This is a genomic window from Phycisphaerae bacterium, from assembly GCA_024102815.1.
Taxonomy (GTDB): Bacteria; Planctomycetota; Phycisphaerae; order UBA1845; family UBA1845; genus JAGFJJ01.
Window position 1 is genome coordinate 59,276 of the sequence record JAGFJJ010000010.1, and the last position, 26,318, is coordinate 85,593.

At 62.5% G+C, this 26,318-nt stretch carries 18 protein-coding genes; 7 read left to right on the plus strand and 11 right to left on the minus strand.

Annotated elements, in window-relative coordinates; all coding sequences use genetic code 11:
- Window positions 1-8: 8 nt before the first annotated feature.
- The 3 genes from nusB to J5J06_02995 all read right to left on the minus strand — a co-directional run bounded on the left by nusB (window position 9) and on the right by J5J06_02995 (window position 2,236).
- Window positions 9-443, minus strand: a complete 435-nt coding sequence (gene nusB, locus J5J06_02985) for a transcription antitermination factor NusB (GenBank protein ID MCO6436031.1) — start codon at window positions 441-443, stop codon at window positions 9-11.
- A gap of 7 nt (window positions 444-450) precedes the next feature.
- Window positions 451-927: a 6,7-dimethyl-8-ribityllumazine synthase gene (locus J5J06_02990; GenBank protein MCO6436032.1), complete on the minus strand. Its 477-nt coding sequence runs from the start codon at window positions 925-927 to the stop codon at window positions 451-453.
- Window positions 928-1,087: 160 nt separating this feature from the next.
- The gene (locus J5J06_02995) at window positions 1,088-2,236 is read right to left on the minus strand and encodes a hypothetical protein (protein MCO6436033.1); all 1,149 of its coding nucleotides are present in this window, start codon (window positions 2,234-2,236) and stop codon (window positions 1,088-1,090) included.
- 215 nt (window positions 2,237-2,451) lie between these two features.
- Here J5J06_02995 and J5J06_03000 point away from each other — a divergent pair, with 215 nt between their 5' ends.
- Entirely contained in the window at window positions 2,452-3,429 is a 978-nt protein-coding gene (locus J5J06_03000) for a hypothetical protein (protein ID MCO6436034.1), read from the plus strand.
- Here the strand turns inward: J5J06_03000 and J5J06_03005 are convergent.
- The 4 genes from J5J06_03005 to J5J06_03020 form a co-directional block, all read right to left on the minus strand.
- A complete protein-coding gene (locus J5J06_03005; protein ID MCO6436035.1) occupies window positions 3,401-5,632 on the minus strand; it encodes an MFS transporter in 2,232 nt (743 codons plus the stop codon). The genes J5J06_03000 and J5J06_03005 overlap by 29 nt on opposite strands.
- Before the next feature lie 180 nt (window positions 5,633-5,812).
- Window positions 5,813-6,970: an acyl-CoA dehydrogenase family protein gene (locus J5J06_03010; protein ID MCO6436036.1), complete on the minus strand. Its 1,158-nt coding sequence runs from the start codon at window positions 6,968-6,970 to the stop codon at window positions 5,813-5,815.
- A gap of 236 nt (window positions 6,971-7,206) precedes the next feature.
- Complete coding sequence (locus J5J06_03015) at window positions 7,207-7,923, minus strand: hypothetical protein (GenBank protein ID MCO6436037.1); 717 nt, start codon at window positions 7,921-7,923, stop codon at window positions 7,207-7,209.
- 42 nt (window positions 7,924-7,965) lie between these two features.
- Window positions 7,966-8,556 (minus strand): type II secretion system protein, encoded by a 591-nt coding sequence (locus tag J5J06_03020; GenBank protein ID MCO6436038.1) that lies wholly within the window; start codon window positions 8,554-8,556, stop codon window positions 7,966-7,968.
- 358 nt (window positions 8,557-8,914) lie between these two features.
- Between J5J06_03020 and J5J06_03025 the strand changes: the two genes are divergently transcribed.
- The gene (locus J5J06_03025) at window positions 8,915-10,936 is read left to right on the plus strand and encodes a YgiQ family radical SAM protein (protein MCO6436039.1); all 2,022 of its coding nucleotides are present in this window, start codon (window positions 8,915-8,917) and stop codon (window positions 10,934-10,936) included.
- A 23-nt stretch (window positions 10,937-10,959) separates the two neighbouring features.
- Here J5J06_03025 and J5J06_03030 read toward each other — a convergent pair whose 3' ends face one another.
- Complete coding sequence (locus tag J5J06_03030; protein MCO6436040.1) at window positions 10,960-11,898, minus strand: hypothetical protein; 939 nt, start codon at window positions 11,896-11,898, stop codon at window positions 10,960-10,962.
- Window positions 11,899-11,920: 22 nt separating this feature from the next.
- On the minus strand, window positions 11,921-12,349 hold the full coding sequence (locus J5J06_03035; protein ID MCO6436041.1) for an ACT domain-containing protein: 429 nt from the start codon (window positions 12,347-12,349) through the stop codon (window positions 11,921-11,923).
- 153 nt (window positions 12,350-12,502) lie between these two features.
- On the opposite strand from J5J06_03035, the gene J5J06_03040 reads away from it, so the two are divergent.
- Window positions 12,503-13,138, plus strand: a complete 636-nt coding sequence (locus J5J06_03040) for a DUF2238 domain-containing protein (protein ID MCO6436042.1) — start codon at window positions 12,503-12,505, stop codon at window positions 13,136-13,138.
- 53 nt (window positions 13,139-13,191) lie between these two features.
- On the opposite strand, the gene J5J06_03045 is transcribed toward J5J06_03040, so the two are convergent.
- Complete coding sequence (locus tag J5J06_03045) at window positions 13,192-15,792, minus strand: hypothetical protein (GenBank protein MCO6436043.1); 2,601 nt, start codon at window positions 15,790-15,792, stop codon at window positions 13,192-13,194.
- Window positions 15,793-16,297: 505 nt separating this feature from the next.
- On the minus strand, window positions 16,298-17,551 hold the full coding sequence (gene truD, locus J5J06_03050) for a tRNA pseudouridine(13) synthase TruD (protein ID MCO6436044.1): 1,254 nt from the start codon (window positions 17,549-17,551) through the stop codon (window positions 16,298-16,300).
- A 103-nt stretch (window positions 17,552-17,654) separates the two neighbouring features.
- Between truD and J5J06_03055 the strand changes: the two genes are divergently transcribed.
- From J5J06_03055 to J5J06_03070, 4 genes are all read left to right on the plus strand, one after another.
- Window positions 17,655-19,085: a 3-deoxy-D-manno-octulosonic acid transferase gene (locus J5J06_03055; GenBank protein MCO6436045.1), complete on the plus strand. Its 1,431-nt coding sequence runs from the start codon at window positions 17,655-17,657 to the stop codon at window positions 19,083-19,085.
- Window positions 19,085-21,076, plus strand: coding sequence for an acetate--CoA ligase (acs, locus tag J5J06_03060; GenBank protein ID MCO6436046.1), 1,992 nt, complete (start codon window positions 19,085-19,087; stop codon window positions 21,074-21,076). Before J5J06_03055 ends, acs begins: the two co-directional genes overlap by 1 nt.
- A 233-nt stretch (window positions 21,077-21,309) precedes the next feature.
- Window positions 21,310-24,309: an SMP-30/gluconolactonase/LRE family protein gene (locus J5J06_03065; protein MCO6436047.1), complete on the plus strand. Its 3,000-nt coding sequence runs from the start codon at window positions 21,310-21,312 to the stop codon at window positions 24,307-24,309.
- A 133-nt stretch (window positions 24,310-24,442) separates the two neighbouring features.
- On the plus strand, window positions 24,443-26,314 hold the full coding sequence (locus J5J06_03070) for a chloride channel protein (protein ID MCO6436048.1): 1,872 nt from the start codon (window positions 24,443-24,445) through the stop codon (window positions 26,312-26,314).
- Window positions 26,315-26,318: the final 4 nt, after the last annotated feature.

The following is a 26,318-nucleotide window of genomic DNA, read 5'->3' on the forward strand; positions in this document are numbered from 1 at the left end:
GATTCTCTTTACGCAGGTTCGTCCGGAGTCGCCCGAATCGATCGCCACACGCGATCGAGTACACCGTTGATGAAGCGCGGTGATTCGGCGCCGCCGAATTCCCGGCCGATGTCGACGGCTTCCGTAATCGCCACCTTGGGCGGCGTGCGTCCGCCGAGGAGCTCCACGGCGGCGACCCTCATGATGTTACGCTCGACGGTGGAAATTCGCGAGAAGTCCCAGTGTTCGGTGGCGGAGGCGATGAGCTTGTCAATCTGCGGAGCGCGCGACCAGTAGATTCCGACGATCCATTCCGCCTCCGTCGAGGCATCCGCGGGGACGTCCTGCTCGGCGAGGAATTCGCGCAAAAGGTCGTGGCCGGAGTCGGGCTGGGCCTCCCATTGACAGAGGGCCTGCATGGCCAGAATGCGAGCCTGATGACGTTCCAGGTGTGGAGCAGTCATGCCAGGATCAGGAACCGGAGGGGAACTGGCGGAGCAGGGTGGTCAATTCGATCGCACTGAGCGCCGCATCGGCTCCCTTGTTGCCGGCCTTGCTGCCGGCGCGCTCCACGGCCTGCTCCAGCGAATCGGCGGTGATGACGCCGAAGGTGGTGGGCACGCCCGTGGACATGGCCACTTCGGCGATGCCCTTCGCCGCTTCGGCGGCGATATACTCGAAGTGCGGTGTTTGCCCGCGAATGATGCAGCCCAGGCAGATGACCGCGTCGAACTGACCCGAGCGCGCAGCCTTGCCCGCGACGAGCGGTAACTCGAAAGAGCCGGGGACGTAGATCGCGGTAATCTGACCCTCCGGGCATCCGTGGCGCTTCAGCGCGTCAATCGCCCCGCTGACCAGGCGACCCGTGATGAAGTCGTTGTAGCGGCTCACGACCAACGCGAAGCGCTGCGAATCGACGGCGAGTTGTCCGTGAAGTTCCTTGACCATTGTGTCTATCCCTACGCGGCGAGGCCGTACGACACTTGGGCGAAAGCCGGAGGCCAACGGAAGCGTGCATTGGACGTGGATTCCGGATTGCGCCGGAATCACACGCCCCAATACCCCCTACCGCTCCTCAAATTACGGTGCACCGGGGACTGGTCAACCACTAATCCCCCACCGCCTTGGCCTGGATCCGATTCGATTTCAGATCGACGACTTCCATCGTATCCGCCCATTCGTCGCGGACAAGATACTCGGCAAGCTCCTCCGCGGTCATCTTGGCCTTGATGCGGAACGTGGCGACGCCCTTGGTCACCTTGGGGCCGTCCACGCTGACAATCTTATCGGGGTCAAGATCGCGCAGCCTTTGCTTGATTCTCAGCCCCTTGGCCACGGACATCCCTTCCACCTCCAGGGTGATCTCGCCGCCGGAGGAAATCCGCGTCGCCCACTGTTTCATGATCGTGTAGTAGACGTTCTCGACGAGGTCCACGCCGGCGTTCTCCAGGGCCTTCTTGCCGGCCTGCGGCGACGTGGTATGGAACCCGCGGGCACCTCCCCGCCAGTTCGGAATGGACTCGCTGGCGATGAGCTGGCCCGTATCGGTGTAGAACATCTTCACGGCGGCGTCGGCGTTGTACATGGCCGTGGGCTCGCCGAAGAGGTCTTTCACGCCGGCCGCGTTCGCCTGGGCCGTGCCGGTCACGAAGATCTCCGTGCCGAAGTCCTTGGCGATCGCCTGGACCTTGGCGACGTTATCTTCTGCTGCAGCGTCAGCCGATTCCTTCTCCATGATCTTGCGAATCTGCTCCCCGGCGTAGACCGTGAAGCCGATGTCGAGCAACCGCTTCTCGATCTGCGTCTCGAGGATGCTGCTGTCCTGCACGACGCCGTCGATGCGTTCGAGGATGTAGACGGCGATACCGGGCCGGCCGATCTGGTCGAGCACGTTCTGCACCGCGCCCCACTCCGAGCTGACCACGCTCTTGTCCACTTTGGCGCGAATCGTGCAGTAGAAGACCCCCCCAGCCCCGGCCTCCTCCTTGACGACTTTGTAATCGGTGACGATGCCGTCGGCCCGTGCGTAGATGGTGTCGCGGATCAGTTCGAAATTCTCGGTCTGGCTGTGGGAGCTGATCTCGACCTGACCTCCCCGCTCCAACGCAACCCGAAGGGCGTCCTTGCAGGCGGCGTCCTTCGTAATACCTTTGCCTTCCGCGTTGACTTCAACGATTTCCGCCCGAACGGGGGGGACCATCGACAAGACAACGGCGAAAAATCCGATCCGAAGTACCGAATTCAAAACAGCTTTCATGCGGCTGATCCTGTACGAAAAGAGTCGATCCAACGCAATGAGATTGTCCCCGGCGAGGCGGGGCGGTCAAGTTGGGCAAAACGGTGCCCCCGCCCCCTTGAGCCAACCAAAGAAGCAACCGATCTACTTGGCAAGACCGCTCGCCGGACGAGAAGTTAGATAAAGTCCGTCGGATCGGACTGGTCAGGACAGATGTCGTGGAAATACGCTTCAGCATGCCACATTCGCCGATTCTCCGGACTTACGGGAAGGTCCCGGGCGCTTTGCGGGAGGACCGTCGCGGGGGCTTCTGCAACAGGACTCGAACCTGCGCGGAACGGGCCGCGCTCGTCCTCGCGGCGTTGAGCATCAGCCTGCCCGGCTGCGGCAACATGCTGGGCACAACCCCCTACGTCCTGTTCACAGTCCCCTTTTCCGTTGACGGCGAGTCCGTTGGAAGCGCCTTGATCGACACCGGCGGAAGCTTCGAGATCATGTTGCGCGAGACCTACGGTCTCGATGTCGTCGGGAGCGTTGACGTACTCTCGTTCGATGGGCCGCGCACGGTCGATATGACCGCGCCGTTCACGTACCGGGCAGGCGGAATCCAGGCTCAAGCGTCGGGGGCGATCGTCGGTGCCGCAGCCTGCGACTGCAACGCCCTTGGCATCGAGTTCTTCCGCAAGACGGGCGTTATTCTCTCCCTGGATTTCCGGGAGCGAACGGCCGCGTTTGCCGCGGCAATCGCGCAAGAGGGTGTCTTCGTGCCGTTCGCCGATCCGCCGGAGCACCTTCGCGGATTCGATTCGGCGTTCCTCGAAGTGGACGTGACCTCCGGCAGCACGACCAAACGGATGCGCGCCCTGCTGGACACGGGCGCGGCTGCCTCGGTGATGTACCGTGGCGCCCTGCCCGGGCTCGAGGGCAGCACAGGCGACCGACAAACGATTGACATTCGCCACGATGCGCTGGGTACCGTTCGCGCGGGCGTCATCCTCCACTTGAACGACGCAGTACCGGAACTCATCATCGGGAATGACATTCTGGGAGCCTGGGGAAACCAGTGGTACTTCCGATTTGATCCCGTCGGAGGCTACGTCGTTGTCGTGCCCGCGGAGCCGAGCCCCAGCAATGATCAGGCCGCATTCTCGCGGTCCCGCCAACCGCCAGCGTTGGGGGGCGGCGTCATCGCAGCGCCAACGCGGCGTCGATAATGCCTTGCTCACTCGGCAGGACCAGGTCAGCGGCCGGTCCCAGCGGAATGTAGGTATCCAGGCCGGTCACCCGGGCGGCACGCACCGCGCCGCCACAATGCTCCCAGAGCAGGGCCAGCACGGCCTCGTTGATTCCCCCTGTTCGCCGGCCCTCGTCAACCACGAGAACCCGCCCGGTCGTCTGGGCCTGCGCGATGATCCAATTTTCATTCAGCGGATTCAGCCAGCGTAGATCAACGATTCTTGCGGCCATCCCATGCTGCTCGTGGAGTGCCCGCGCGGCGCGGAGAGACAAGTACACGCCGTTGCCGAAGGTGATGATGGTGAGGTCGCGGGCTTCCTCGTGATAGACCGCCCCCTCCCCGAAAGGAATGAACTCCTGCGGCGGAGGGTATTCGAAGCTCCAGCTCCGATCCTTGGGTTCCCAGAGATCCTTGGTCATGTACAGGGCGATCGGCTCGACAAAGGCAATGACCCGGCCGTCGACCGTTGCCATGGCCATACATGTCCGGAGCATCTTCACAGCGTCGTCGCCGCGGCTCGGCGTGGCGATGACGAGACCGGGCACATCGCGTAAGGCGGCGATGCTGTTGTCGTTATGGAAGTGCCCGCCGAATCCTTTCTGATATCCCCACCCGGCGATGCGAATGACCATGGGGTTGCGAAACTGTCCATTGGAGAAATACTGGAGCGAGCACGCCTCGCCGCGAATCTGATCCTCGGCGTTATGGTAGTAGGCCAGGTATTGAATTTCCGGTATGGGAAGCAGCCCCAGATGGGCGGCGCCGACAGCCAGACCAAGGATCGTGGTTTCATCCAGAACAGTATTGAAGACGCGCCCCGCTCCGAACCTGGACATGAGTCCGGTCGTGACGTGGTATACCCCGCCACGCTTGGCTACGTCTTCTCCGAAGACGACGGCGCGGGGGTACTTGACCAGCAGATCATGCAAACCGTGGTTGATCAGCGCTCCCAGGTGGCGAGCGGGCCGGTGCTCCGGCAACTGGTCTTCACTGCCGAAGATATGAAGACGATCCTCCAGCGACGGCACGCGCGCCGCTTCCGCGGCGACGGCGTCCGGCGAATGCGGCGCCAGGGGCGCCATGATCTGCGCAGCCGAACTCAATTTCGGCCGGTGGGCCGCGGCCTCCGCGGCCTCGCGAACCCGTTCGCGCGTCCGTTCATAAAGGGCAAGCACGTCGGCAGGCGTCATCACGCCCAGATCCATCACGCGACGCGCGCAGCTCAGCAGCGGATCCCGCGCCTCGGCCGCCTCGATTTCGTCCCAGCCGTGGTACTCGGTCTCCGGGTCCGTGCCCGCATGTCCCAGCAGGCGCACGACGTTCAAATGGAGGAAAACAGGCTGGCGGCGGGAGCGGCAATGATCGATGGCGGCGCGCACCGCGGTGTAGCCTTCGATCAGATCGAGTCCGTTGGCCTCGAAATAGGTCAGGCCGAACCGATTCACATAGTTCGCCCGAATCCACCCGTGAGGCGTCTTCACGCTGATGCCGACACCGTTGTCCTCGCAGACGAAGAGGATGGGAATCGGCAACTGCTGGTATGCCGCCCTTGCCGCCGCATTGAGCGCCGTTTGCGCGGTGGCATGACTAACGGAAGCATCGCCGAAGGAGCAGACGACGAGCATGTCGGGAGGAATATCGATACGGGGATCGATACGCCGCGCCCGGGCGATGCTCATCGCCGCACCGACCGCCTTTGGAAAATGACTGGCAATCGTGCTCGTCTGGGGCGGAACGTTCAGTGCCAGGCTGCCCCAGATCTTGTGCCGCCCGCCCGCGGTGGGGTCGTCGCTGCTGGCCGCGAAACCGAGCATGGTGTCCCGAATGAAGTCGAGGTCGGGCCGCTTTCGCGCGCGTTCAGCCATGAACGCCCCACTGCGATAGTGGAGAAACGCCAGATCGGTAACCCGAGTCAGGCGGCCGACCAGCGCGTTCCCCTCGTGCCCGGCACTACCGATGGTATAGAACCCGTCATTGCGGGCGCGCATTTCGCGGGCCACGTAGTCGATATGCCGGGACAGAATTTGCGATTCGAACAGCTCGCGCAGGTCGCGACAGGTGAGTTCACTGCCGGGAACAACCGGCTCGTCGTCCGGCCGAGCGGAGGGGGCGCCGTCTTCAAGCCGGCGGTGGCCGACATAAGAAAGAAAGTTCTCGTCCACCACGACCGCGCGATTCAGATTGAAGCGCGTTGAGCGGGGAGTCGTCTGCGTGGATTGCGTGGAACGGGACAAGTTCTCTTCTCGTCATGATGATGCGATCGGCCGGCGCGTCCTCGAAGAAATCTGGCTTGCTGCTGGACCGGCCATACCGAGCGGCGGACCGTTCTCGGCGAAGGTGAACGAGACGCCATGCGGCCGTCAGAAGGCCCCTTTGCCGTCGGCCAGTTCGCGACCGACGATAAGCTGGTGAATCGTCTCCGTTCCCTCATAGGTGATAACGCTCTCCAGGTTGAGCATGTGCCGCACCGGGCAACACTCCACGCTGATCCCGCCGGCGCCGAGAATGTCTCGAGCGTCGCGGGCAATATCCAGGGCCATGCGCACATTGTTCCATTTGGCCATGGACACGTGCGAGTGATGCATTGTCCCCTCGTCTTTCAATCGACCCAGTTGCAAGGCGAGCAGTTGTCCGAGCGTAATCTGCCGAACCATGTCCGCCAGTCGAATCTGGACGGTCTGCTTGTGGAGCAGCGGCGATCCGAAGAGTACACGGTTGCGGGCGAATTCCAGGGCCTCGCGGTAGCACGCCATGGCCGCGCCGACGCCGCCCCAGGCAATGCCATAACGCGCCTGCGTGAGGCAACTCAGTGGTGCGGCCAGCCCCTCCGCGAGCGGGAGACGGTTGGCATCGGGAACGCGGCAATCGTCAAAGAAGAGCTCGCTGGTAATCGACGCCCTGAGGGAGAACTTGTGTGGGATGTCCCGCGAGGTGTAACCCGGGGTCCCTTTCTCGACGAGGAACCCGCGAATGCCCTCTTCGGTCGCGGCCCAGACGACCGCGACATCGGCCAGCGTGCCGTTGGTGATCCACATCTTGGCGCCGTTGAGGACCCAGTCCCCGCCGCGTTTCACGGCCCGGGTCTTCATGTTGCCCGGATCGCTGCCGCCGTCCGGCTCGGTCAAGCCGAAGCAGCCGATGGCGCGTGCCCGGGCCATGTCCGGAAGCCAGCGCTGCTTTTGCTCCGGCGTTCCATAGCGATCGATGGGATACATGACCAACCCGCTCTGCACCGAGGCGAAGCTGCGGATGCCGCTGTCCCCACGTTCGAGCTCCTGCATGATGAGCCCGTAGGCAACGTTGTTGAGACCGGCGCAGCCGTAGTCCTTCAGCGTCGGACCGAAGACCCCCAGTTCCGCCATTTCCGGAATGAGGTCCTTGGGGAAGCGCTCGTGCTCGAAACAATCGGCGATGACGGGAAGTACCCGTTCGTCAACGAACTTCCCCACGGCGTCGCGAACCTGCCGCTCGTCCTCGGTCAGCAAAGAATCAAAAGCGAAATAGTCAGGTAGAGCGATATCGGGCACACTGATCTCCGCGAATTACTACTTTAATAGAACCGGCCGTGGTACTCGAAATGAATAGTAGCGGAAACGGGTGCGGCTCGTCAAAAGAGGGCCTGTCGTTTGCGGGGCGGCGGGATGCTTACCGTCGCCCAACTTCAGTGACCCAGCGATTGGCGGGTAGGTGCAGCGGTTCTTTGCGCAATGCGGGGATCGCGAAAGACGAACGTGTTCTTCGGGAATCGTCTGGGCTAAGGCCGGCCGCCGCCGGAGCCACCCGACGAGCCGGGGCGACTCGACCCGCCACGTGCATTTCCGCCCGGTCCTCCCGGTCCGCCTCGTCCTCCCGGACCGCCGCCTCCGCCGCGCCCGAATCCGGGACCGCCCGGCATCTGGATTCCCCGTTCCTGCGCTCGGGCGCGCATGGCCGAGAAGTAGGCCATTCCCCGAGCCATTTCGTCCGGATTCCGCGACTCGGATTGCTCTTTCCGCTCCTGCTGTGTGCGATTGGCGAATTGGGCCCGCCAGCGGTCGCGCTCGGCCTCGGAGGGGGGCTGCTGCGGTGCTTCGCGGCGCCATTCCTCCACACGCTTCATGAACTCGTCGAGGTGCTTGTCCAGGACGGACGGCTTGAGGTCGTCGGGAGCGTCGAAATACTCATCTACCCGCTCTTTCATGGCCGCCTGCCAGGACTGGCGCATGTTGTCGCGCAGTTCCCGGCGCTGCTCGTCGGTCAGGTCGTCGCGGCGCATGATCTCGCGCATCGTGCCCGGCCCGCCCTGTTCCATTCGGGCGCGAAGGGCGTCGGGTTGCAGGTCCGGGGGCAACGACGAAGCCGGAGCGCGGTTCACTGGAAAAATCGCAAACACCGCAGCCACACTGCCGGCCAGCACCACGCCTGCCACGGAAATCCACTTCCACTTGCCTGATTGAACCGGCTTCGCGTTTGTCGAACGCTTCTGCTTCACATCACGTCTCCCCGAAATTCGGTGAATCGGCCGAATTTCGGATCAGAACTCGTAGTCCGTCACATGACCGTCACCGTAGAGATAGCGACGCGCGCCGACGGTACCACCCTTGCCGTGGAAGTTGTCGAAGTCGCGCATGATCCAGATCGTGTTGTCGGGAATGGCCTCGCCGATTCGCCGCTCAATCCTACCGGCAACCTCGGCGGTGGTTCGCCCGGCGAACTGCCAGCGATATTCGTAGGAGGATCTTTCCGATTCGAAGTACGTTTTGCCGCGGTTCGGCTCCGGCCGGCGGTCCCCGTTGTCATCCATCGGGCATCGGAAAACGCGGGGTTCGCCACCCACGTGATCTTCCAGAACATCCGCAATATAGATGGGCTCTTTCGTGGAAAGCGGGAACGGACCCGTTGAGGGAAGGAAGGAGGCGTACGGCAAGCGGTCCTTGTTCTCGGACAGATAGGACCGAAGCCCGACCCCGACCTGCTTGAGATTGCTTGCGCACATGGTCCGCTTGGCCTGGGAACGAACCTTGCTCAACGCAGGAAAAAGAATGGCGGCCATGATGCCCATGATGGCAATGACCACCAAGAGCTCCAACAGCGTGAATGCCCGGCGCCGATCCATGGCTTCCATTGTACCTGTATCGACTTCCGCCCGACAATTCCCCAAAATCGGCCCGGACATGATCTTACGGTTACATGACGATCGCAGGGGCCGAATTCCCCGCATAACGCAGAACGATGGCCGCAACCACTTATTGCCGGGAAAGCTGCCCAGGAAGTCGAATCCTGCACAGGGGCGATCCCGCCAGGCCCACCGCTTGTTCTGGGAGCACGGTTCGGCGTACACTCCACGGCAGCGTTGTCATCGGTTCCGATGACCCAAGGAGCCTTTCCGCGAGGAACGAGATCGCGGGGATTCAGTCGGGTGGACCCACCCCTGAAACCCGCGAGGAACCGTCCGGACGGATCGGCCTCAAAGGTGGAGCATCATGGTTTCAAAGGCAAATGTCGTGCGCGCCGTTCCGGGCGCGTATTCCCCGACGAAATTCGTTCCGCTGGGGGTGCCGTCGCGATCGGCTCCGCGTCCGCTGCCCATGAGCATGGACGAGGCACGGGAGCGCGGTTGGGAAGAGATTGACGTCGTATTCGTCACCGGTGACGCGTACATCGATCACCCCAGCTTCGCCATGGCCATTCTGGGGCGCGTGCTTGAAGCGGACGGGTTCCGCGTGGGAATCGTCGCCCAACCCGACTGGCACTCCTGCGACGCTTGGAAGACGTTCGGCCGGCCTCGACTCTTCTTCGCCGTCAGTGCCGGCAACATGGACTCGATGATCAACCACTACACGGCCAACCGGAAGGTGCGCAACGATGACGCATACTCTCCCGGCGGTCGCATCGGGCTGCGGCCGGATCGGGCAACACTGGCGTATTGCCAGCGAGCGCGGGAGGCGTTCAAGGGCGTTCCTGTGATCGCCGGCGGTGTCGAGGCCAGCCTGCGCCGCCTGGCGCACTATGACTACTGGAGCGATACGGTCCGCCGTTCGATTCTGCTCGACGCCAAGTCCGACCTCGTCGTGTTCGGAATGGGTGAATCGGCGATCGTTGAAATCGCCCGCCGCTTGCGCGATGGCGAGACGGTTCGGGACCTGCGCGACATGCGCGGCGTGGCCTACGCGATGGGAGCGAGTGAAGATGCGCCCAGCGGGTCGAACGCTGTCGAGCTTCCGTCCTTCGAAGCTGTCCGCGAGGACAGGCTCGCTTTTGCTGAAGCCACGCGGCTGATCCACGTCGAGACCAACCCCTACAACGCCCGCACACTGGTCCAACGGCACGATCGCCAGGCGATCGTATGCAATCCCCCACGTCTGCCGGAGTCGCAGGAGGCGATGGATTACTTCTACGATCTGCCGTACACGCGCAAACCGCATCCGCGGTACAGCGAGCCGATTCCGGCGTTCGAGATGATCCGGGACTCGGTGACGATCATGCGCGGCTGCTTCGGCGGCTGCACGTACTGTTCAATCACCACGCACCAGGGCCGGATCATCCAGAGCCGCAGCCGCGGGTCAATCGTGCGGGAGGTGGAATCAATGTCGGCCGACGGCGACTTCAAGGGCATCGTCAGCGACATCGGCGGGCCCACGGCCAACATGTACGAGATGCGCTGCCTGCGTCCGGAAATCGAAGCCATCTGCCGGCGGCTGAGCTGCGTGCATCCCACCATCTGCCCGCTGCTGGGCACGGATCACGGCCCGCTGCTGGAGGTCATGCGCGAAACGAGACACGTACCGGGGGTGCGGAAAGTCCTCGTGGCAAGCGGCGTGCGCATGGACCTGGCGAGACTCTCGCCGGAGTACATGCATGAGCTGACCTCGCATCACGTCGGCGGGCACCTCAAGGTCGCCCAGGAGCACACCGATACCACGACGCTGTCACTCATGAAGCGCCCGGCGCCGGAGAGCTTTCAGGATTTCGATCGGCAGTTCAAGGAGCAATCGGCCGAGGCGGGGAAGAAACAGTACCTTGTCCCCTACTTCATCTCCGCCCACCCCGGCACGGACCTGCCGGCGATGATCGACCTGGCGGTGTTCCTCAAGCAGAACGGATACAAACCGGAGCAGGTGCAGGACTTCATCCCCGCGCCGTTCGACATCGCCGCGTGCATGTACCACACGGGGCTCGACCCGTTCACGAAGAAGCCCGTGAAGGTGGCCAAGGGCCTACGCGATCGCAAGCTCCAGCGGGCGCTCATGCAGTTTTTCAAGCCGGAGAACTACTTCGCGGTACGAAAGGCGCTGATCGAGGCGGGGAAGCAGGATTTGATCGGCGACGGCTGCGACTGCCTGATCCCCGCCAAGCCGCCTCAGGCCGCGATCGACGCCCGCATGCGCCGGGCGCAGCGCGAACTCAAGGACGGCGACCATGTCCACAGCCGCCAACGTACACCGGGGCGAGGGTATCGGCCGGGGAGGAAGACGGCGAAGAGGAGGCATCGCAAGAGCGAATAAGCACATTGGAGAGTTCTCTCGGCTTATTGCGTCTCCGTGTTTCCCCCGTGGGTATCGAAATCTCGACGAGAAATCCCTGGGGCGGCGTGTTTATCAAGCGCCTGCTGGACCTTGAGTCGGAGTAATTTGCGGTTAAGGGGCCAATTGGCGAGATCGCCCGCCTTAATCAGGGCGGAGGCTATCTTGTCCACGAAAGCTGCAACGCCAGTGAGGACTATCACGAACCAGACTATCGATTCAGTTGAACTCGGGAGCCAGTCACGGAACGGCCTGTATTCAGGAGTTCCTTTGAGACGGTCCAAATGCTCAGGGGATTTCGCCTCCTGGAGTTGACTCGAAAGCGCCAAGAGGGTCTCCACGATCTCATAACCATTTGCACCCCGTTGAAACATTTCTTGGATTACGTCGTGGAGATCTTCAATTACAATGGGATCGCCAAAGTCAAATCTGTCAGTGTCCCCGCCGCCCTCAACGAGCTTTGCAACCGGGCCAGGGACTTTCGCGTCAGAGCGTGGCGATGCCCCGTCATCCGATGGACGGCTGAACCAAAGAACCAGTAGAACGAAGAAGAGCGGTGGAAGGAGCTTCTTGGCCTGCAGAATGCTCTTAGGAAGATATCTATCGAGGGCGTTGCGGCGAAAATCTGCCTCGATGTTCTCAACATCCTGCTCTGTCCGAGCCTTGAGGAGCTTGTTGAATAATCCTCTGGCAACGTCGTAGCCTTCTGCGCCTTTGCGAAGAGCGTCGAGTAAGTCCTTCGCAACCGCGAATGTAGCCCCACCGGGCAGAAGATGCAGTCGGCCTTTGTGATCGGTAAACATATTGCTGGAGGGAACCAAAATGCCACATCGTCGGCAGGTCTCGGCGCAACTCATGACCGAGCTGTTGGTGGAGCCGGAAATCTGAAATGCAGATTCAAAGATCGCACCGCAACGCGGACACTGAAGATAGACTTTTTCCATAGGTTATGCCCGCCGTTCTGAACTAAGCCCCCAGCAATTCCACCGCCCTTTCCCGGTCGGCCACGCCGATGACCAGCGTGAACGTGCCGATCGTCGCCCCGCTGCCATAGACGTACTCGATGTTGATGCCCGCGTCGGCCAGGCGGTTGGCGATGCGCTCCAGCTCGCCGGGCTGGTTGTGGGCCCGCATGGTCAGCACGGACTCGGCGAAGAAGTTGTAGCCGGCATTGGAAAGAACGGTTCGTGCCGTATCGGGCGGCTGGCAGATCATGTTCACCCAGCAGCAGTTCTGGTCATCGGCCACGCAGATCGCCTCAATGTTCACACCGCCCTCGCGCAAGGCGCGGCACAAGGGAGCCAGTGAACCGGGACGATTGGGCAGCCCCACGCAGAACTGCGTACTCTCCGAAATGCTGTTGGGGACAACGTGGGTGGGAAGGGCCTGATCCATGAGATGGTGCCTCCGGGCGGAGGCCGCGACGGACGTCCGCCGATTTGGTGGAACTATTGTACCACGCAAGCCCACCAGGGTGAAGTGGTGCGGCGTCAATATCGGACGCGGACCGCTCTTGCCGGGCGGGGCCGGGCTGGAGAACATCCGGCCATGCGCTTGTCCCGAGCAGAGCGAATTCTCCTGGCCGTCAATCTTCTGAACCTTGCGGTTTTCGCGCCGCTGGCCTTGAGGCGCGGCAATGACGAATTCCTGATCTACGCCGTGGTGATCGTGATCATCGGCGGGCTGGTTCTGTGGCGGCAGCCGCGCGTTCGATTCAGTGCGTCGCTGCTCGTTGGACTGACCGTCTGGGCGGTCCTGCACATGGCCGGCGGGATTCTCGTCGTCGGGTCCGACGTGCTGTACGGACTGATGGTCCTGCCGATTCTCGATGAGCCCCCCATTCTCCGTTACGACCAGCTCGTGCACGCCTTCGGCTTCGGCGTCGCGACCAGCATGTGCTACCACGTCCTTCGCAACTATCTCCATCCGGAGATCGATCGGTGGTTCGCGCTTGGGTGCCTCGTCGTGCTCATGGGGCTTGGCGTCGGAGCGCTCAACGAGATCATCGAGTTCGGAGCGGTGCTCGCACTCCCGCAAACCGGCGTCGGCGGATACGAGAACACGTTGCTGGATCTTGTATTCGACTTGATCGGGGCGATTGTCGCGGCGGCTTGGATCGTCACCCGTGAGCGCAAGAGAACGCGGCACGCGCCGGCAGGGGAGCCGACACGTGCCGCGGATTAGGAATCAAACCTCACTCAGCGATTACCGCTGAGTTTCGAGCTCTTCACGTTCGATCAACCGCCACTGGCCAGCGCGGTGAGGCCGTCGATCGACGCCGTCAGGAACCCGAACACGAAGTCCGGATTGTGGACACCCATGCTGCCGTCGTTGTTGGCAAGGTTGTAGTTCCAGCCGGCCTTGACCAGGCGCTCGTCGGCGAACATGTAGATGTCGCCGAGGTCGGTGTCGGCGTCATCGATAACCTTCACGCTGTTGAGGCCGACCGGGCCGATGACCGTGTCGTCCGCCAGCGTGAACGTCAGCGCCTGGCGCCCGCTTCCCTCGCCAAACGACAGGCTGGCGATGTCGGCAATGCTGTCGATGACCGTGGTCGTTCCGCCACTGCTGATGCTGATGCGGTTGCCGGCGGCAATCTGCGCCGCGAACAGATCGGAGAAGGCGGCCTCGATAAGGCCCTTGAGCATCTCGGATCTCGTGGCGTATGCGTCCTGCAGCGCGTCAGGATCGATCATCTCACCGTGGCACTCAGCGCAGATGCCGGTGCTGGCGAAGAAGGTGTGGTTCGTACCGCCGAGGTTGTACGACAGCAGATCCGGCGGCGGCGTCTGCCGCATGTGGCAGTTCACGCAGGTGTCCTCGACGAAGGAGTGAGGCCCGCGCACACCGACCGTGACCTGGTAGGCATTCTGACCCATGAGGATGTCGGCCTGGGCGGAGCCGTGCGGGGCACGCGTCGCCTCGGCCGTGCCGAAGTCCGCAGTGAAGTTCGAATCGTTCTTGAGTCCGCGGCGCGTGTTGTGGCAGGTTACGCAGATGGCACCCTTACCCGCGCCCAGGACGGTGAAGCCGGCAATCAGCGGCGGCGAGTCGCCCTCGATGTACACGTTAGCGTTGTTGTTGTCTCCGCTGACCGTCCCAACCATGTGCGGATCGTGGCAGGTCACGCAGGTCTGCGGATGCGTTTCGTCGGCCGTCCAGGTGACTTCTACATCCGCGAGAGGATCGGTGGCGGGATCGTTATCGAGCAGAACCGGCAGCCAGGCGAGGAAGCCATTCGCCGAGTGGCAGCGTGCGCAACTGCCGTTCGTGCCTTCCTCCGCCGCCAGCTCGTAGTTGGCGTGGCGGCTGAGCTGCCACTGCTGGAAGCGTCCGTGACGGAGCGGCTCTCCGTGGCAGGAACCGCAGACGTCGGAAGCAAGACTTACGCGGGGCGCGCCCATCGTATGGGCACCGCCGGAATTCGGGCCGTGGCAATTCTCGCACTGGATGTTGCCGAACTGCATGGCATTGGGGAAATCGGCCAGCGCCGTGGTCCAGTTGTCGGGGCTGGGATTGTTGATGAGCCCGGAGTCGAGGAACGCCTGATAGTCGTCCTGATCGTCCAGACCGTTGTTGTCGGCCGTCGGATCAAACCCCACGCTGTGGCAGGCGAAGCAATTCGGACCCCAGTGATCGCCGGTATTGAGCTGATCGGTAAAGATCATCGCGTGACCGGTCTCGCGCCAAGGCGTAAACATGTCGGGCGCGATCGTGTCGTTGTGGCACACCGTGCAGTTGTCGGCGACCGGAAGCCCGTCGGCCCCCTCTCCCGTGACGGCACCAACCCACTCGCCGGCATAAATCTCGATCTCGACTTCCGCAGCCGGATCGACCGTCTCATCCGTAACGGTAAGGGTGTATACGCCGCTTCGGTCCGGTGTGAAATAGGGATTGCGCGTGGTGGCGTCGGTCAGCGCCGCGCCCGAACCGCTCGGACGGGCAAGCGACCAATCATACGTCTCTTGCTCCTTGCCTTGCAGAAGGACGGGAACACCGATCGGAACGTTGCGCAGGCCGGTCGTCCAGCCCCAGGGCAACTCCGCGTGAACCTGCAGCGAAGCGTTGTAGGTACCGGAAGACGTTCGCACGGCGACGCTCAAGTTCGAAAGGCCCGCCTCCTCCAATGAGAACGGGTTGATTCCCGCGACCTGGAAGCGGCTCGGCAGTCCACCCACGAACTCGCCTTCGGGCAAGGGAACGTTTGGAGGCAATTGGTCAGCACCGATCGGCGGCTCGGTCAACGCGGTGTAGAGACGGTCTTTGTAGGTTGCGAGAGCAGGAAGCTCGACGGAGGGCGTGCCCGAGTTGCCGCCATCGATGACTACGGCAACGCCTTCGCCCTGGGTCCAGGTGTAGCTCTGCAACGTCGAGCCGTCGAGGATCTCGACCGTGGCCCGCGCTGTAACCGTCTCTCCCGGTGCGGGATCGCCGTCAATGGAGGTTGTGACGATGACGTTGGCAGTCGGCGTGAGCGCCGCGTCGGCCGTGGTCACCAGACCGGGCAGGATCAGCACGGTACGCGAGACCGACTGGAATCGGCTGTCGGTAAACGTGATCTCATAAATGCCGTTGGGCAGCACCGCGGAGAATGTTCCGTTCGCCGCAGTGGTGATGTCGACGCCATCAACAGCGGGGTCGACGGCCACCGCCACCCCTTCGACGGCACTGTCCGTGAGGTCGTTGGTGACGGTACCGGACAGCGTTCCCGTTGCCCCACCGCCGCCACCGCCGGGTATGACCGGACAGCCGGTTACGAAGGCCAGACTCAACACGCCGACCAACGCCGCGACGCCTTGCAGGCGTCTGGCACCGAAGGTAGCTCTTTGCGTCATCATCCCTGTTTACCTCCAGCAACGAGTCCGAACCCGCCGCCTTGATCAACCACGATTCGCCCTGGGGCTTTGTCGATCGCAAGCGGGTCTATGCATTCATCATCGGAATTCGCGTGGTTGCCTCTCGCACATTACCTGAGAGAAGCACCGCACGCACGAACATCCTCCCGTGATCTGAAGAACAAACCGCGGCAAAGCCCTGCCCTGAACCTGAGACCCCCGCTTGTCAGGGTGGGCTGCTTCATACCCGCGCACTGCGCGGCCCAACATAACGCCGCGCCGCGTTAAGCTGCCGCCAACCCAAGACCTTACGACCGACGAGTACCCGCGCCAAGCGAGAAGGCCGCAATGTATCAGGAAGTCAACCAGCCCAAGTATCACCCGGCAAGTTCAGTGCCAGAAACGGCCAAAACGACTTTCGATTTGGGTGAGGATTCCAATTCGGTTATCTCCGGCGAGAATCGGCATATTCTGCGCTGAAGAGATATCACAGGGTCTAGTGACAGGGTTAGTCTGCGTCTTCGGACTTGCACAACTCACGTGTCACGACGGTGGCATAGGCACCAGGGGGAAGTTCAAAGCGAACCTGAACATACGGTCCCCGATCATCGCTACCAGTGTTGGATTGCACGTTTTTCATTGGAACGCGTAATGGCCGACGAGCGCCGTCCATGGAATCACCCGGCGGCGGATGGCGCATCTGCTCCACATCCAATCCCGCCTCGGACAGTACGGCTGATTCCATCTCACCGGCTTTGCCCTCGGTCGGGGTCATTCGCTTTCCGAAGAGAGGACCGGTCGGGGAGATCTCCAGCGCCACACAGCGGGGCTGTTCCTGCGCAGGATCGATCACGCGGAAGCAGGCGCCGTTGGCGTGCTTCCAGGCCATGTCGCCGGCTTCCAACCGATCCAACTCGAAAATGCGCTGAGCGAGTACGCGATTGAACAACGCGCTTTGCAGCGCCGACAGAAACAGGCGGCGAAGGTTCGCGGGAATGGACTTCCATGCGCCGCGGTAGTCTCCTGCGCGACGAACCAGCGTCCGGCAGATGCGAATCTGGTCCCGAAAGGCATTGGGCCAGGTGCGTGCGGCGCTGTCGAAATCACCGGCATCGTAGAGCTCGCGGGCAACTCGGACGTCGCCGCGATCCTCCGGACCGGGACGGCCGACAACCCAGCCGATCGCTTCCGCAAGATCCCCGATGATCGCGGCGCGCCCGATCAGCGCGTTGTCCCCGCGCGCGCCGAAACGCTGGGCGCCGAAGTAATTGGGAACACCTCGCCGGGTCAGCTCGGAGAGAATCGCCTGCGCGCTCGCATCGGCTTCGCTTTGCGAGCCCGCGAATTCGCGAACGCGCAGGTCAAACCGATTGCCAGACAGGTGACCGAGTTTCAGCTTGTTCGTGTGCCGCGCGACATCGAGAACGCGGAGCCGATCCCAGCCGAGCTTCCGCACACGGTCGGGATCGATGTGTTCCAGACTGAGCTGCTGGCGGGTAACGCCGTGCGCATCTTTGAGCCCCGCGTAACCGATCTCTCGCGGATGGCGTCCCAGGGCCCTGGCGATGCGCTCGATGGCCGCGGGCGTGGTCATTCCCCCTTTCTCGATCGTGAAATAGACGTGTGTGCCCTCGCCCGATGCCAGGTAGAGCGGAATTTCCTCCACGAGAAAATCCTCGTTGAAGCGCTTGGTTCGCCCTCCAATGCCGGGCAACTCGGCGGTGAGGAAAGGCAATTCGTTTTCGTCGTACGTCAGTTTCATGGTGTTGAGTGTACGTCGTGATTCGCCGGTTACCAATCGTCGGCCATGTCCGGACAGCGGGCCGTCATTGGAGCGAGGCCGCGGGTGATATAGGATATTCCCCGTGATGCGCTATCTTGCGGATGTCGCGTACGCTCTGGCCGGTGCGGCCTATCTCCCCAAGGCGTTGTATGACGCGCTGGTCGTGGGTAAGAACCGGCGCGGCTGGGGGCAGCGTCTCGGCGGGTTTCCGCAACTGGACGGTCGACGGCGCCTCTGGATTCACGGTGTCTCCCTGGGCGAGATCAACGCCACGCCACGGCTGGTAAGTGCGCTCCAGCAACGCCTTCCGGATTTCGATACGATCGTAACGTCCACGACGGACACGGGCTTCGCCCGCGCCGTCGAGCACTTCGGCCCGGACCGCGTGTTTCGATTTCCGCTCGACTTCAGCGCGGTGATTGTTCAGGCGCTGAAGCGACTCCGTCCGAGCCTGATCGTCCTCGTCGAATTGGAAGTCTGGTACAACCTGGTCCGTCAGGCAACAGGGCGCGGGGTCCCTGTCGCGGTGGTCAACGGCCGACTCACGGAGCGAAGCGCTCGACGCCTCGCCCGGCTGGGCACTCCCGTGCGACGGATGTTTGCCGATCTAGCGTGGATCGGGGCGCAGGATGAGACGATTGCGGAGCGGTTTCGCCGGCTCGGAGCGCGCCCCGAACGTGTTACGGTGACTTCTTCGCTGAAATGGGATACGGCTCCCCTGGATCAGGCCGTGGAGGGCGTAGAACCACTCGCCCGTGCGCTGGGAATCGTGACCTCTCGTCCCGTCTGGGTGTGCGGCAGCACCGGACCGTCGGAGGAGGAGATCGTCCTTTCAGCTTACCGGCTTCTGCTGGACCGCTGGGCCGAATTGGCACGGCGCGTGCAAGACGATTCACGAGGGGAGGCGGATCGCGCCGCGCAGCCTCCCTGCCTGGTGATCGTGCCGCGCAAACCGGAGCGATTTGAAGAGGTCGCCCGCCTTATTGTGCGGAGAGGCTTCGAATGTACGCAGCGCAGCGCGCACCGTGACGGCAGCCAAGCTCCTCCGGAGTCCCATCGTCGGGTGATCCTCGGCGACACGATGGGCGAACTGCGGAAGTTCTATGCGCTGGCCGATGTCGTATTTGTCGGACGCAGCCTGGTTCCGCTGGGCGGTTCGGACCCGATGGAGGTTGCGGCGCTCGCCCGGCCAATGCTGTCCGGCCCGTTCATGAACAACTTCGAGACGCCGGCCCGGGCACTGGAAGGTGCGGGTGCTCTTCGCACCATTCAGGATGCTGAGACACTGGCCGGCGCCGTCGGAGCGATGCTCGCAGATCGCCATGGGAGCCGACGACTGGGTGAGCGGGCCCGGGAAGTCGTACGAAGCCATCGGGGTGCGACGGCGCGGACCGTCGACGCATTGTTGCGGCTGATTGATGGAATCAAACCTGCCCGGGCGGGTGCGGAAGCCTCGGGCGAACATGATCGGATGCAAGTCGAAACGACCACTTTTTCCCAGGAGCGAACATGATGTCTGGCACCACGACCGCGGAGACCGGGACGAATCGCCCGGCCGTTTTCGATCCACCGGCAAACGTCTCGTCCAAGGCTTACGTCAAGTCGCTGGATGATTACCGCCGCATGTACGATCGGTCCATCAAGGACCCGGAGGGGTTCTGGACGGAGTTTGCCAACCAGTTCCACTGGCAACAGAAGTGGACCAAGTTCCGCGAGTTCGACTTCAAGAACGATATCTCCGTCAATTATTTCATCGGCGGGAAGACGAACGTGTGCTTCAACGCGCTCGACCGGCACCTCGACAAGCGCGGCGACCAGGTCGCTATCCTCTGGGAGGGCAATGAACCCGGCGAGACGGCCAAGCTCACCTACCGCCAGCTGCACGCCGAGGTCTGCAAGTTTGCCAACGTGCTCAAGAAATTCGGAGTCAAGAAGGGCGACCGTGTGTCCATCTACATGCCGATGGTGAAGGAACTGGCCATCGCCATGCTGGCCTGCGCGCGTATCGGCGCCATTCACTCCATCGTATTCGGCGGGTTCAGCCCGGAATCGCTGGCTGACCGCATCGTCGATTCGACCTGCGAGATCATCGTCACGACGGACGGCGTCTTCCGCGGCTCCAAGGCCGTACCGCTCAAGGCCAACGCCGATGAGGCGATGAAGATCGCCGGGCGCCAGGGCGTGAACGTGCGCACGTGCATCGTGAGCGAGCGGGTCGGCTCCGCGAAGCTGAAAACCGAGATGCAGTCCGGGCGCGATTACTGGTGGCACGAGGTGATGAAGGACGCACCGGCAAAGTGTGATCCGGAGTGGATGGACTCGGAAGACCCGCTGTTCATCCTGTACACCTCGGGTTCCACGGGCAAGCCCAAGGGCGTGCTGCACACCACCGGTGGGTACATGGTCTATACGACCACGACGTTCCGCTACATCTTCGACTACCACGACGGCGACATCTTCTGGTGCACGGCCGACATCGGCTGGGTCACGGGACACTCGTACATCGTGTACGGCCCGCTTTGCGCCGGGGCCACCACGCTGATGTTCGAGGGCATTCCCACGTATCCGGATGCCGGACGCTTCTGGGATGTCGTCGACCGTTACAAGGTGACGCAGTTCTACACGGCGCCGACTGCGATCCGCGCTTTGATGCGCGAGGGCGAGTCGTGGGTCCAGAAGCACAATCTCTCGTCGCTGCGCATCCTGGGTTCGGTGGGCGAGCCGATCAACCCGGAGGCATGGCTCTGGTATCACCGCAATGTTGGACACGGAAAGTGCCCCATTGTGGACACCTGGTGGCAGACGGAGACGGGCGGCATTCTCATCACGCCGCTGCCCGGTGCGACGCCGCTCAAGCCTGGTTCGGCCACGCTGCCCTTCTTCGGCGTTCGACCTGTCATGCTCACCCCCGAAGGCAAGCGGATCAACGGTCCCGGCTCCGGCGTGCTATGCATCGAAGAGCCCTGGCCGGGCATCATGCGGACGGTTTACGGTCAGCATCAGCGTTTCAAAGAGACGTACTTCAGCACGTATCCCGGCCTCTATTTCACCGGCGATGGTTGCCGTCACGACGAAGACGGCTACTGGTGGATCACGGGCCGTGTTGACGACGTGATCAACGTCTCGGGTCACCGCATGGGCACGGCCGAGGTGGAAAGCGCCCTCGTCGCCCACCACGCCGTGGCTGAAGCCGCCGTCGTGGGATTCCCGCACGAGATCAAGGGTCAGGGCATCTACGCGTACGTGACCTTGAAGCAGGGGCAGGAATACACGGATGCACTGAAGAAGGAACTGGTGCAGCACGTGCGCAAGGAGATCGGCCCGATCGCTGCGCCGGATGTCATTCACTGGGCTCCGGGACTTCCCAAGACGCGCTCGGGCAAGATCATGCGGCGCATCCTGCGTAAGATCGCGGAAGGACAGCCCGAGCAGGTGGGGGATACATCGACACTGGCCGACCCCGGCGTGGTGAAGAACCTCGTCGATACCTACAAGAAGGCGTGATCGAAGCCGTTGACCGGGTTGAAGGTCGATCAACCCGATAATCGGTTTTCAGACTTGGTGAACTGGGGGACAAAGGCCGTTCCCTGATTCGAGGTTTTGTTTCTCATTTTCGGCAAGCCCCCGGGGCCCTGCGGGTCTCGGGGGCGTTTTTTGTTGATGGCACGCCGTTTGCGATGCGGAAAGTATCTCTCTACCTCCGAGGGGAGGGTTTGCGCACATCACGGGAAGAATCCATGAAATCCGTCATCCTGCTCGCCGTTTTTGCAGTGCTACCGGAACAGGTCGCACCCCTGGAGCATGTTGCTTCGCTTAATGAAATGTTGCGGAGCCCCGCACGAGTCGCCGTGTCGTCGGACGGTCAGGTCCTGGTAACTGACCCGTCGCGCCGGCAGATCGTACGATTCGATGCCCTCGGGAATCTGCTTGGTAGCTGGCCGGTGCCCGAGCGCCCGATCGGCCTCGCCGTGCACCCGGACGGTCGCTACTTCGTCTCCTATCGCGATGAGCCCGGCGTGGGGATCTACGATTCGACGTTCACTCGAATCGGTCTCCTGGGCGAAGGGCAGCCTCTCGTTGCCTTTACACGTCCGACGGACATCGATGTCGCTACGGACACCGGGAGAATCTATGTCGTCGATTCCGGCGCGGATCGCATCTACGGCTTCGAAAGCACGGGCGGCCTGGCACTCATCTTCGGCACCCATGGCGAAGGATTGGGGCAGTTTCAATATCCCAGCGCTATCGCGGTGGATGAAGAACGCAGTCGTCTGCTCGTCGCGGACCAAGACAACTTCCGCGTCCAGGTGTTCTCGACGTCGGGCCTGCTCCTCGGGCGATTCGGGTTTCGCAACAAGTACCTGCCCTCAGGCGGACAAGAGGGCTGGCTGCCTCGCACGCAGGGAATCGCCGTCGACGATCAAGGATACATCTACCTTGCCGACGCGCTGATGAACACCGTGCGAATCTTCGCCCCCAATGGCATGGAACTGGGCAAAGTCATTGAGCACGGACAAGCGGCAGGTGCGGTGCGCACACCGTGCGATCTTGCATTGAGCCCTGACGGCCAGCGGCTGTATGTCGCCAGCACGAATACTTCTACCGTTGAGATCTTCGCCACGCCCACGCTGCCGGCGCCACGAGGCATGAGTATCGAGATTGTCGGCGACGGCCACACGGCAGGAACGAATGACTCGGCCCACGACACGGAATTCCGTCGGACCAAGGAAGCACGGGGCGTGACGAAAGAGAAAGGGCTGCGGCCCTCTCACGCTGAACCATCTCATGTTGATTCGCTCGCCGACTCCGGGCATACGCCAATCGCTGGATTCGCGGTCCTGTCAAGCTACGAAGGTCCACACATGATCAACGCAACGGTGATCTGCGGGCGGTGCCACGGGATCGCCGGTCAACCCGGCGGTAACCCCGCGACGCTCGAAGGGCAGATTACACTTTGCATGTCCTGTCACAGCAGCGGTGGCCAGGCGATGAGCACACCGCTCAATGCGGCGGATATTATCCACGGGAACGATGGCCCCGGGCGTTCGCATCCCTGGGGAGTTCCCGCCGTAAACGAAGATTTCGGCTCGACCGGACCCCATGCAGGCGGCGACATGGCGGCCTACCTCGCCTCCGGCGGCCTCATCAAGTGCGGCACATGCCACGACCAGCACAGCAATGATGCTGGTTCGCCGTATCTGCGGGTCCGCAACACCCGCGGCTCCATGTGCAAGGAGTGCCACACGGGGAGGAGCGATCACACCCCTGACAGCGCATGGCAACCGAACTGCAATGAATGTCACGCGCCGCACGATTCCTCAAGCTACAATCTGTCGTTGATCGCAACGTCCGTGGAGAACAGGACGCTGGACATGATGATGCCCGTCGTGTTCACGGCTCGTACGGGTCCCGGAAGCTTCGACGACGGGAATCCCGCCAGCAACGACGGCATCTGTCAGGTATGCCACACGGCCACCGCCTATCATCGATATGACGGATCATCGGCCGGGCACCACGGAGGTTCCGACTGCACCGCCTGTCACCCGCATGAAGACGGCTTCCTGGCAACCGGGGGCGCTTGCGATGCCTGTCACGGCGCTCCGCCGGCAACGGGGGCCCACCTGGCGCACTTCGGCGGAACGGCCGAAGACGCCAATTACGGTGGCGTCGAGAATCTCTCGCTCCCCGCGTCGCACGTATTTCAATGTGGCAACTGCCACCCACACGCGTCATCGCGGCATCTCAACGGCACCGTTGAGATTGAACTGTATTATCCTGGAGCCCCGCCCGACAGTCTGAAGGGGCGCAACCCGGCTACAGCGGAATATACGCCGGGGCCCGTTGCGCACACGGATGTCAACGGCATCCCCTACTCGTTGGGCTCATGTTCAAATGTCTACTGCCACAGCCAAACCGTCTGGTCGTCGCCCACGCCGATTTCCGCGCCGCTGGTCGATTCCGGAACGGGATTTCCAATCCTGGATGCAAACGGCAACCTGACCTACGACCCGTATTCCGTAACAGAATCGAGGGATTACGCCGTCGTAAGCTGGGGAGACTCCGCACTGGGCTGTAATGCCTGCCATCGAAACAACCCTCAGACTTCATTCCCGGATGTTCGAGCGGGCGTGGGAAATTCGCACGGCTGGATCGACGACTTCGGCTACGAGGATCTCCACGCATGGAATATGGGGTTCGATCCGCTGACGTGCCGGGTATGTCACTTTGCCACGGTTCAGGACGAGATGACCTGGGTGCGCGATGCGCAGGATATCACGCATTTCGACGATGCGCCGATTGCCGATAGATCCATTCACGTGAACGGCGCCATTGAAGTCGTTTTCGATCCTGTAAACCCCGTGGTCTATCCGGCGACGGGCCGCACATATGAGTACAATCTGGCCACTGCTGCATACGATCCTTCGAGCAAGACCTGCTCTAACGTCGGTTGCCACCTGAATCAGGCCGCCCCGGAATGGGGCAAGCCCTATCGGTGGTGGGATCCGTTCGAGTGCGACCAATGTCATCAGTACGGCGGACCCTGGCCGCGGGGTTCGTCGGAGATCGTTCTCGAACAACCGACCATGCATTTTGATCCGATTGAGTTGGAGAAGTCCGCCTCATCGGGCGATCCGGCAATCTGTACGCGCTGCCACCAGGGACATACCCTCCGTCGCGATCAAGACCCAGCACCCGTGCGGAAGGAAACGCGCTCAACGCTGCGTGACGAGCGATAGCGTCTCACTTCGGCAGCTTGCGGCCGCCGCTACAACTTGCGTACCTGCGCGATGCCTATAAGCTTGCGAGCCCCGGCCTCGAGGACTGGCGACCGGGTCGAGAATCACCGCAGGCCGGCGTAACGGATCGCGCATGAACAAGGAAAAGATCACACGGCTCGGCCCCGTTGGCAGCACCGCCAACCTCGCGCGGATGCTGCTCAGTTGCACTGCGGTGGGCCTGATTGCGGGCGGCGGTGCAGCATTGCTTCTGGTCATGCTCCAGGCGGGAACGTCCCTCGGCCTGGGTTTCCTGGCGAACTATTTCCCCGGCACGGCCGGCAACGAGTCCGTCCCGCCCTACTTGATCTTCGGATCGCTTTTCGCCGGCCCCGAAATCGTTCGATGGATGCTTTTGATTCTGCCCGCGCTCGGCGGACTTGCCAGCGGCATCATCACGTTCACATTCGCGCCGGAAGCCGAAGGGCACGGCACGGACGCGGCCATCGTCGCCTACCACTTTCGCGACGGGGCGATTCGCAAACGGGTGCCGATCATCAAGGCCATCAGTTCCACACTCACGATCGGCTCCGGCGGTTCCGGCGGGCGGGAAGGCCCCATTGCCCAAATCGGCGCGGGATTCGGATCGGTGCTCGGACAATGGCTCGGCGTTCCGCCTGCGGAACGGCGGATACTCATGGCCGCGGGCCTGGCGGCGGGAATCGGGGCGATCTTTCACGCACCGTTGGCTGGCGCGCTCTTTGCGGCCGAGGTGCTCTATCGCGATCCGGATTTCGAGCATGAAGTGCTCGTGCCGTCCTTCATTTCCTCGATCGTGGCCTACAGCACATTCGGAGGCGTATTCGGATTCGAGCCCCTGTTTCGAGCGCCACCCTTCACCTTCGACTCCGTCGCGCAATTGCTCCCCTACCTCTTCCTGACGGGCGTGCTGACCGTCGCCGCCATGCTTTTCGTGACGGCCTTCTACGCCGTGCGCGACTTGACCTTCAAGCGCGCCTCGCGAATCCCGAACCACATCAAACCGGCCATCGGCGGACTCATCGTCGGGCTCATCGGCTACTTTCTGCCTGAAGCCCTCGGCACCGGTTATGGCGTGGTCCAATCGTGTCTCGACGGCAACGTCATTGCGCTGCCCACGGCGAGTGTCCTGGGCACGATGCTGCCCGCGAACTGGGGGCCCACGTATGTTACCGTGACCGTTCTCGGGCTGATCGCCATTTCCAAGATCGCCACGACTTCCTTCACCATCGGCACGGGCGGCAGCGGCGGCGTGTTCGGACCGGCCATCGTCATCGGCGGGGCGCTCGGCGGCATGACGGGCATCATCTGCCAGCATCTCTTTCCCTCGTTGAACATCCAGCCCGGGGCGTTCGCCCTCGTAGGCATGGCCGGCTTTTTTGCCGGCGCCGCGAACACGCCGGTGTCCACCATCATCATGGTCAACGAAATGTCGGGGAGCTATCGACTGCTCATCCCATCGATGCTCGTCTGCATCTTGTGCTACATCCTCTGCCGCCGCTTCACGCTGTATCGCGAGCAATTGCCGTCACGGCTCCACGCCCCCAGCAAGATCGGCAGCATGGCCAATGCCGTGCTCCGCTATGTCACCGTCGGTGATATTCTGGAAAGACGGGGCGAACTGGCGCCCGTGCTGCTCCGCGACGAAATGAGCTTTCCGGATGTCCTGGATCGTTATGCCACGTCAGCGCAGGACTGTTTTCCGGTTGTCGACAAGGAAGGGAAGCTCACCGGGGTCATCGACGGCCGCGATATCCGCAGCATTATTCATCTGGGAACGGTGCCGGAACTCATCATCGCTCATGACATCGTCCGCCCCGCGATCACGGTGACGCCGGGGGACTCGCTGCTGGCGGCACTCAACAGCCTCATGCGCTCCAATCTCAGCGAACTCGTCGTCATCCAACCGGACGAAGACGACAAGATCGTGGGCACACTCGGCCAACCCGACATCGTCGCCGCTTACAACCGGCAGCTTCGCACGTGACATT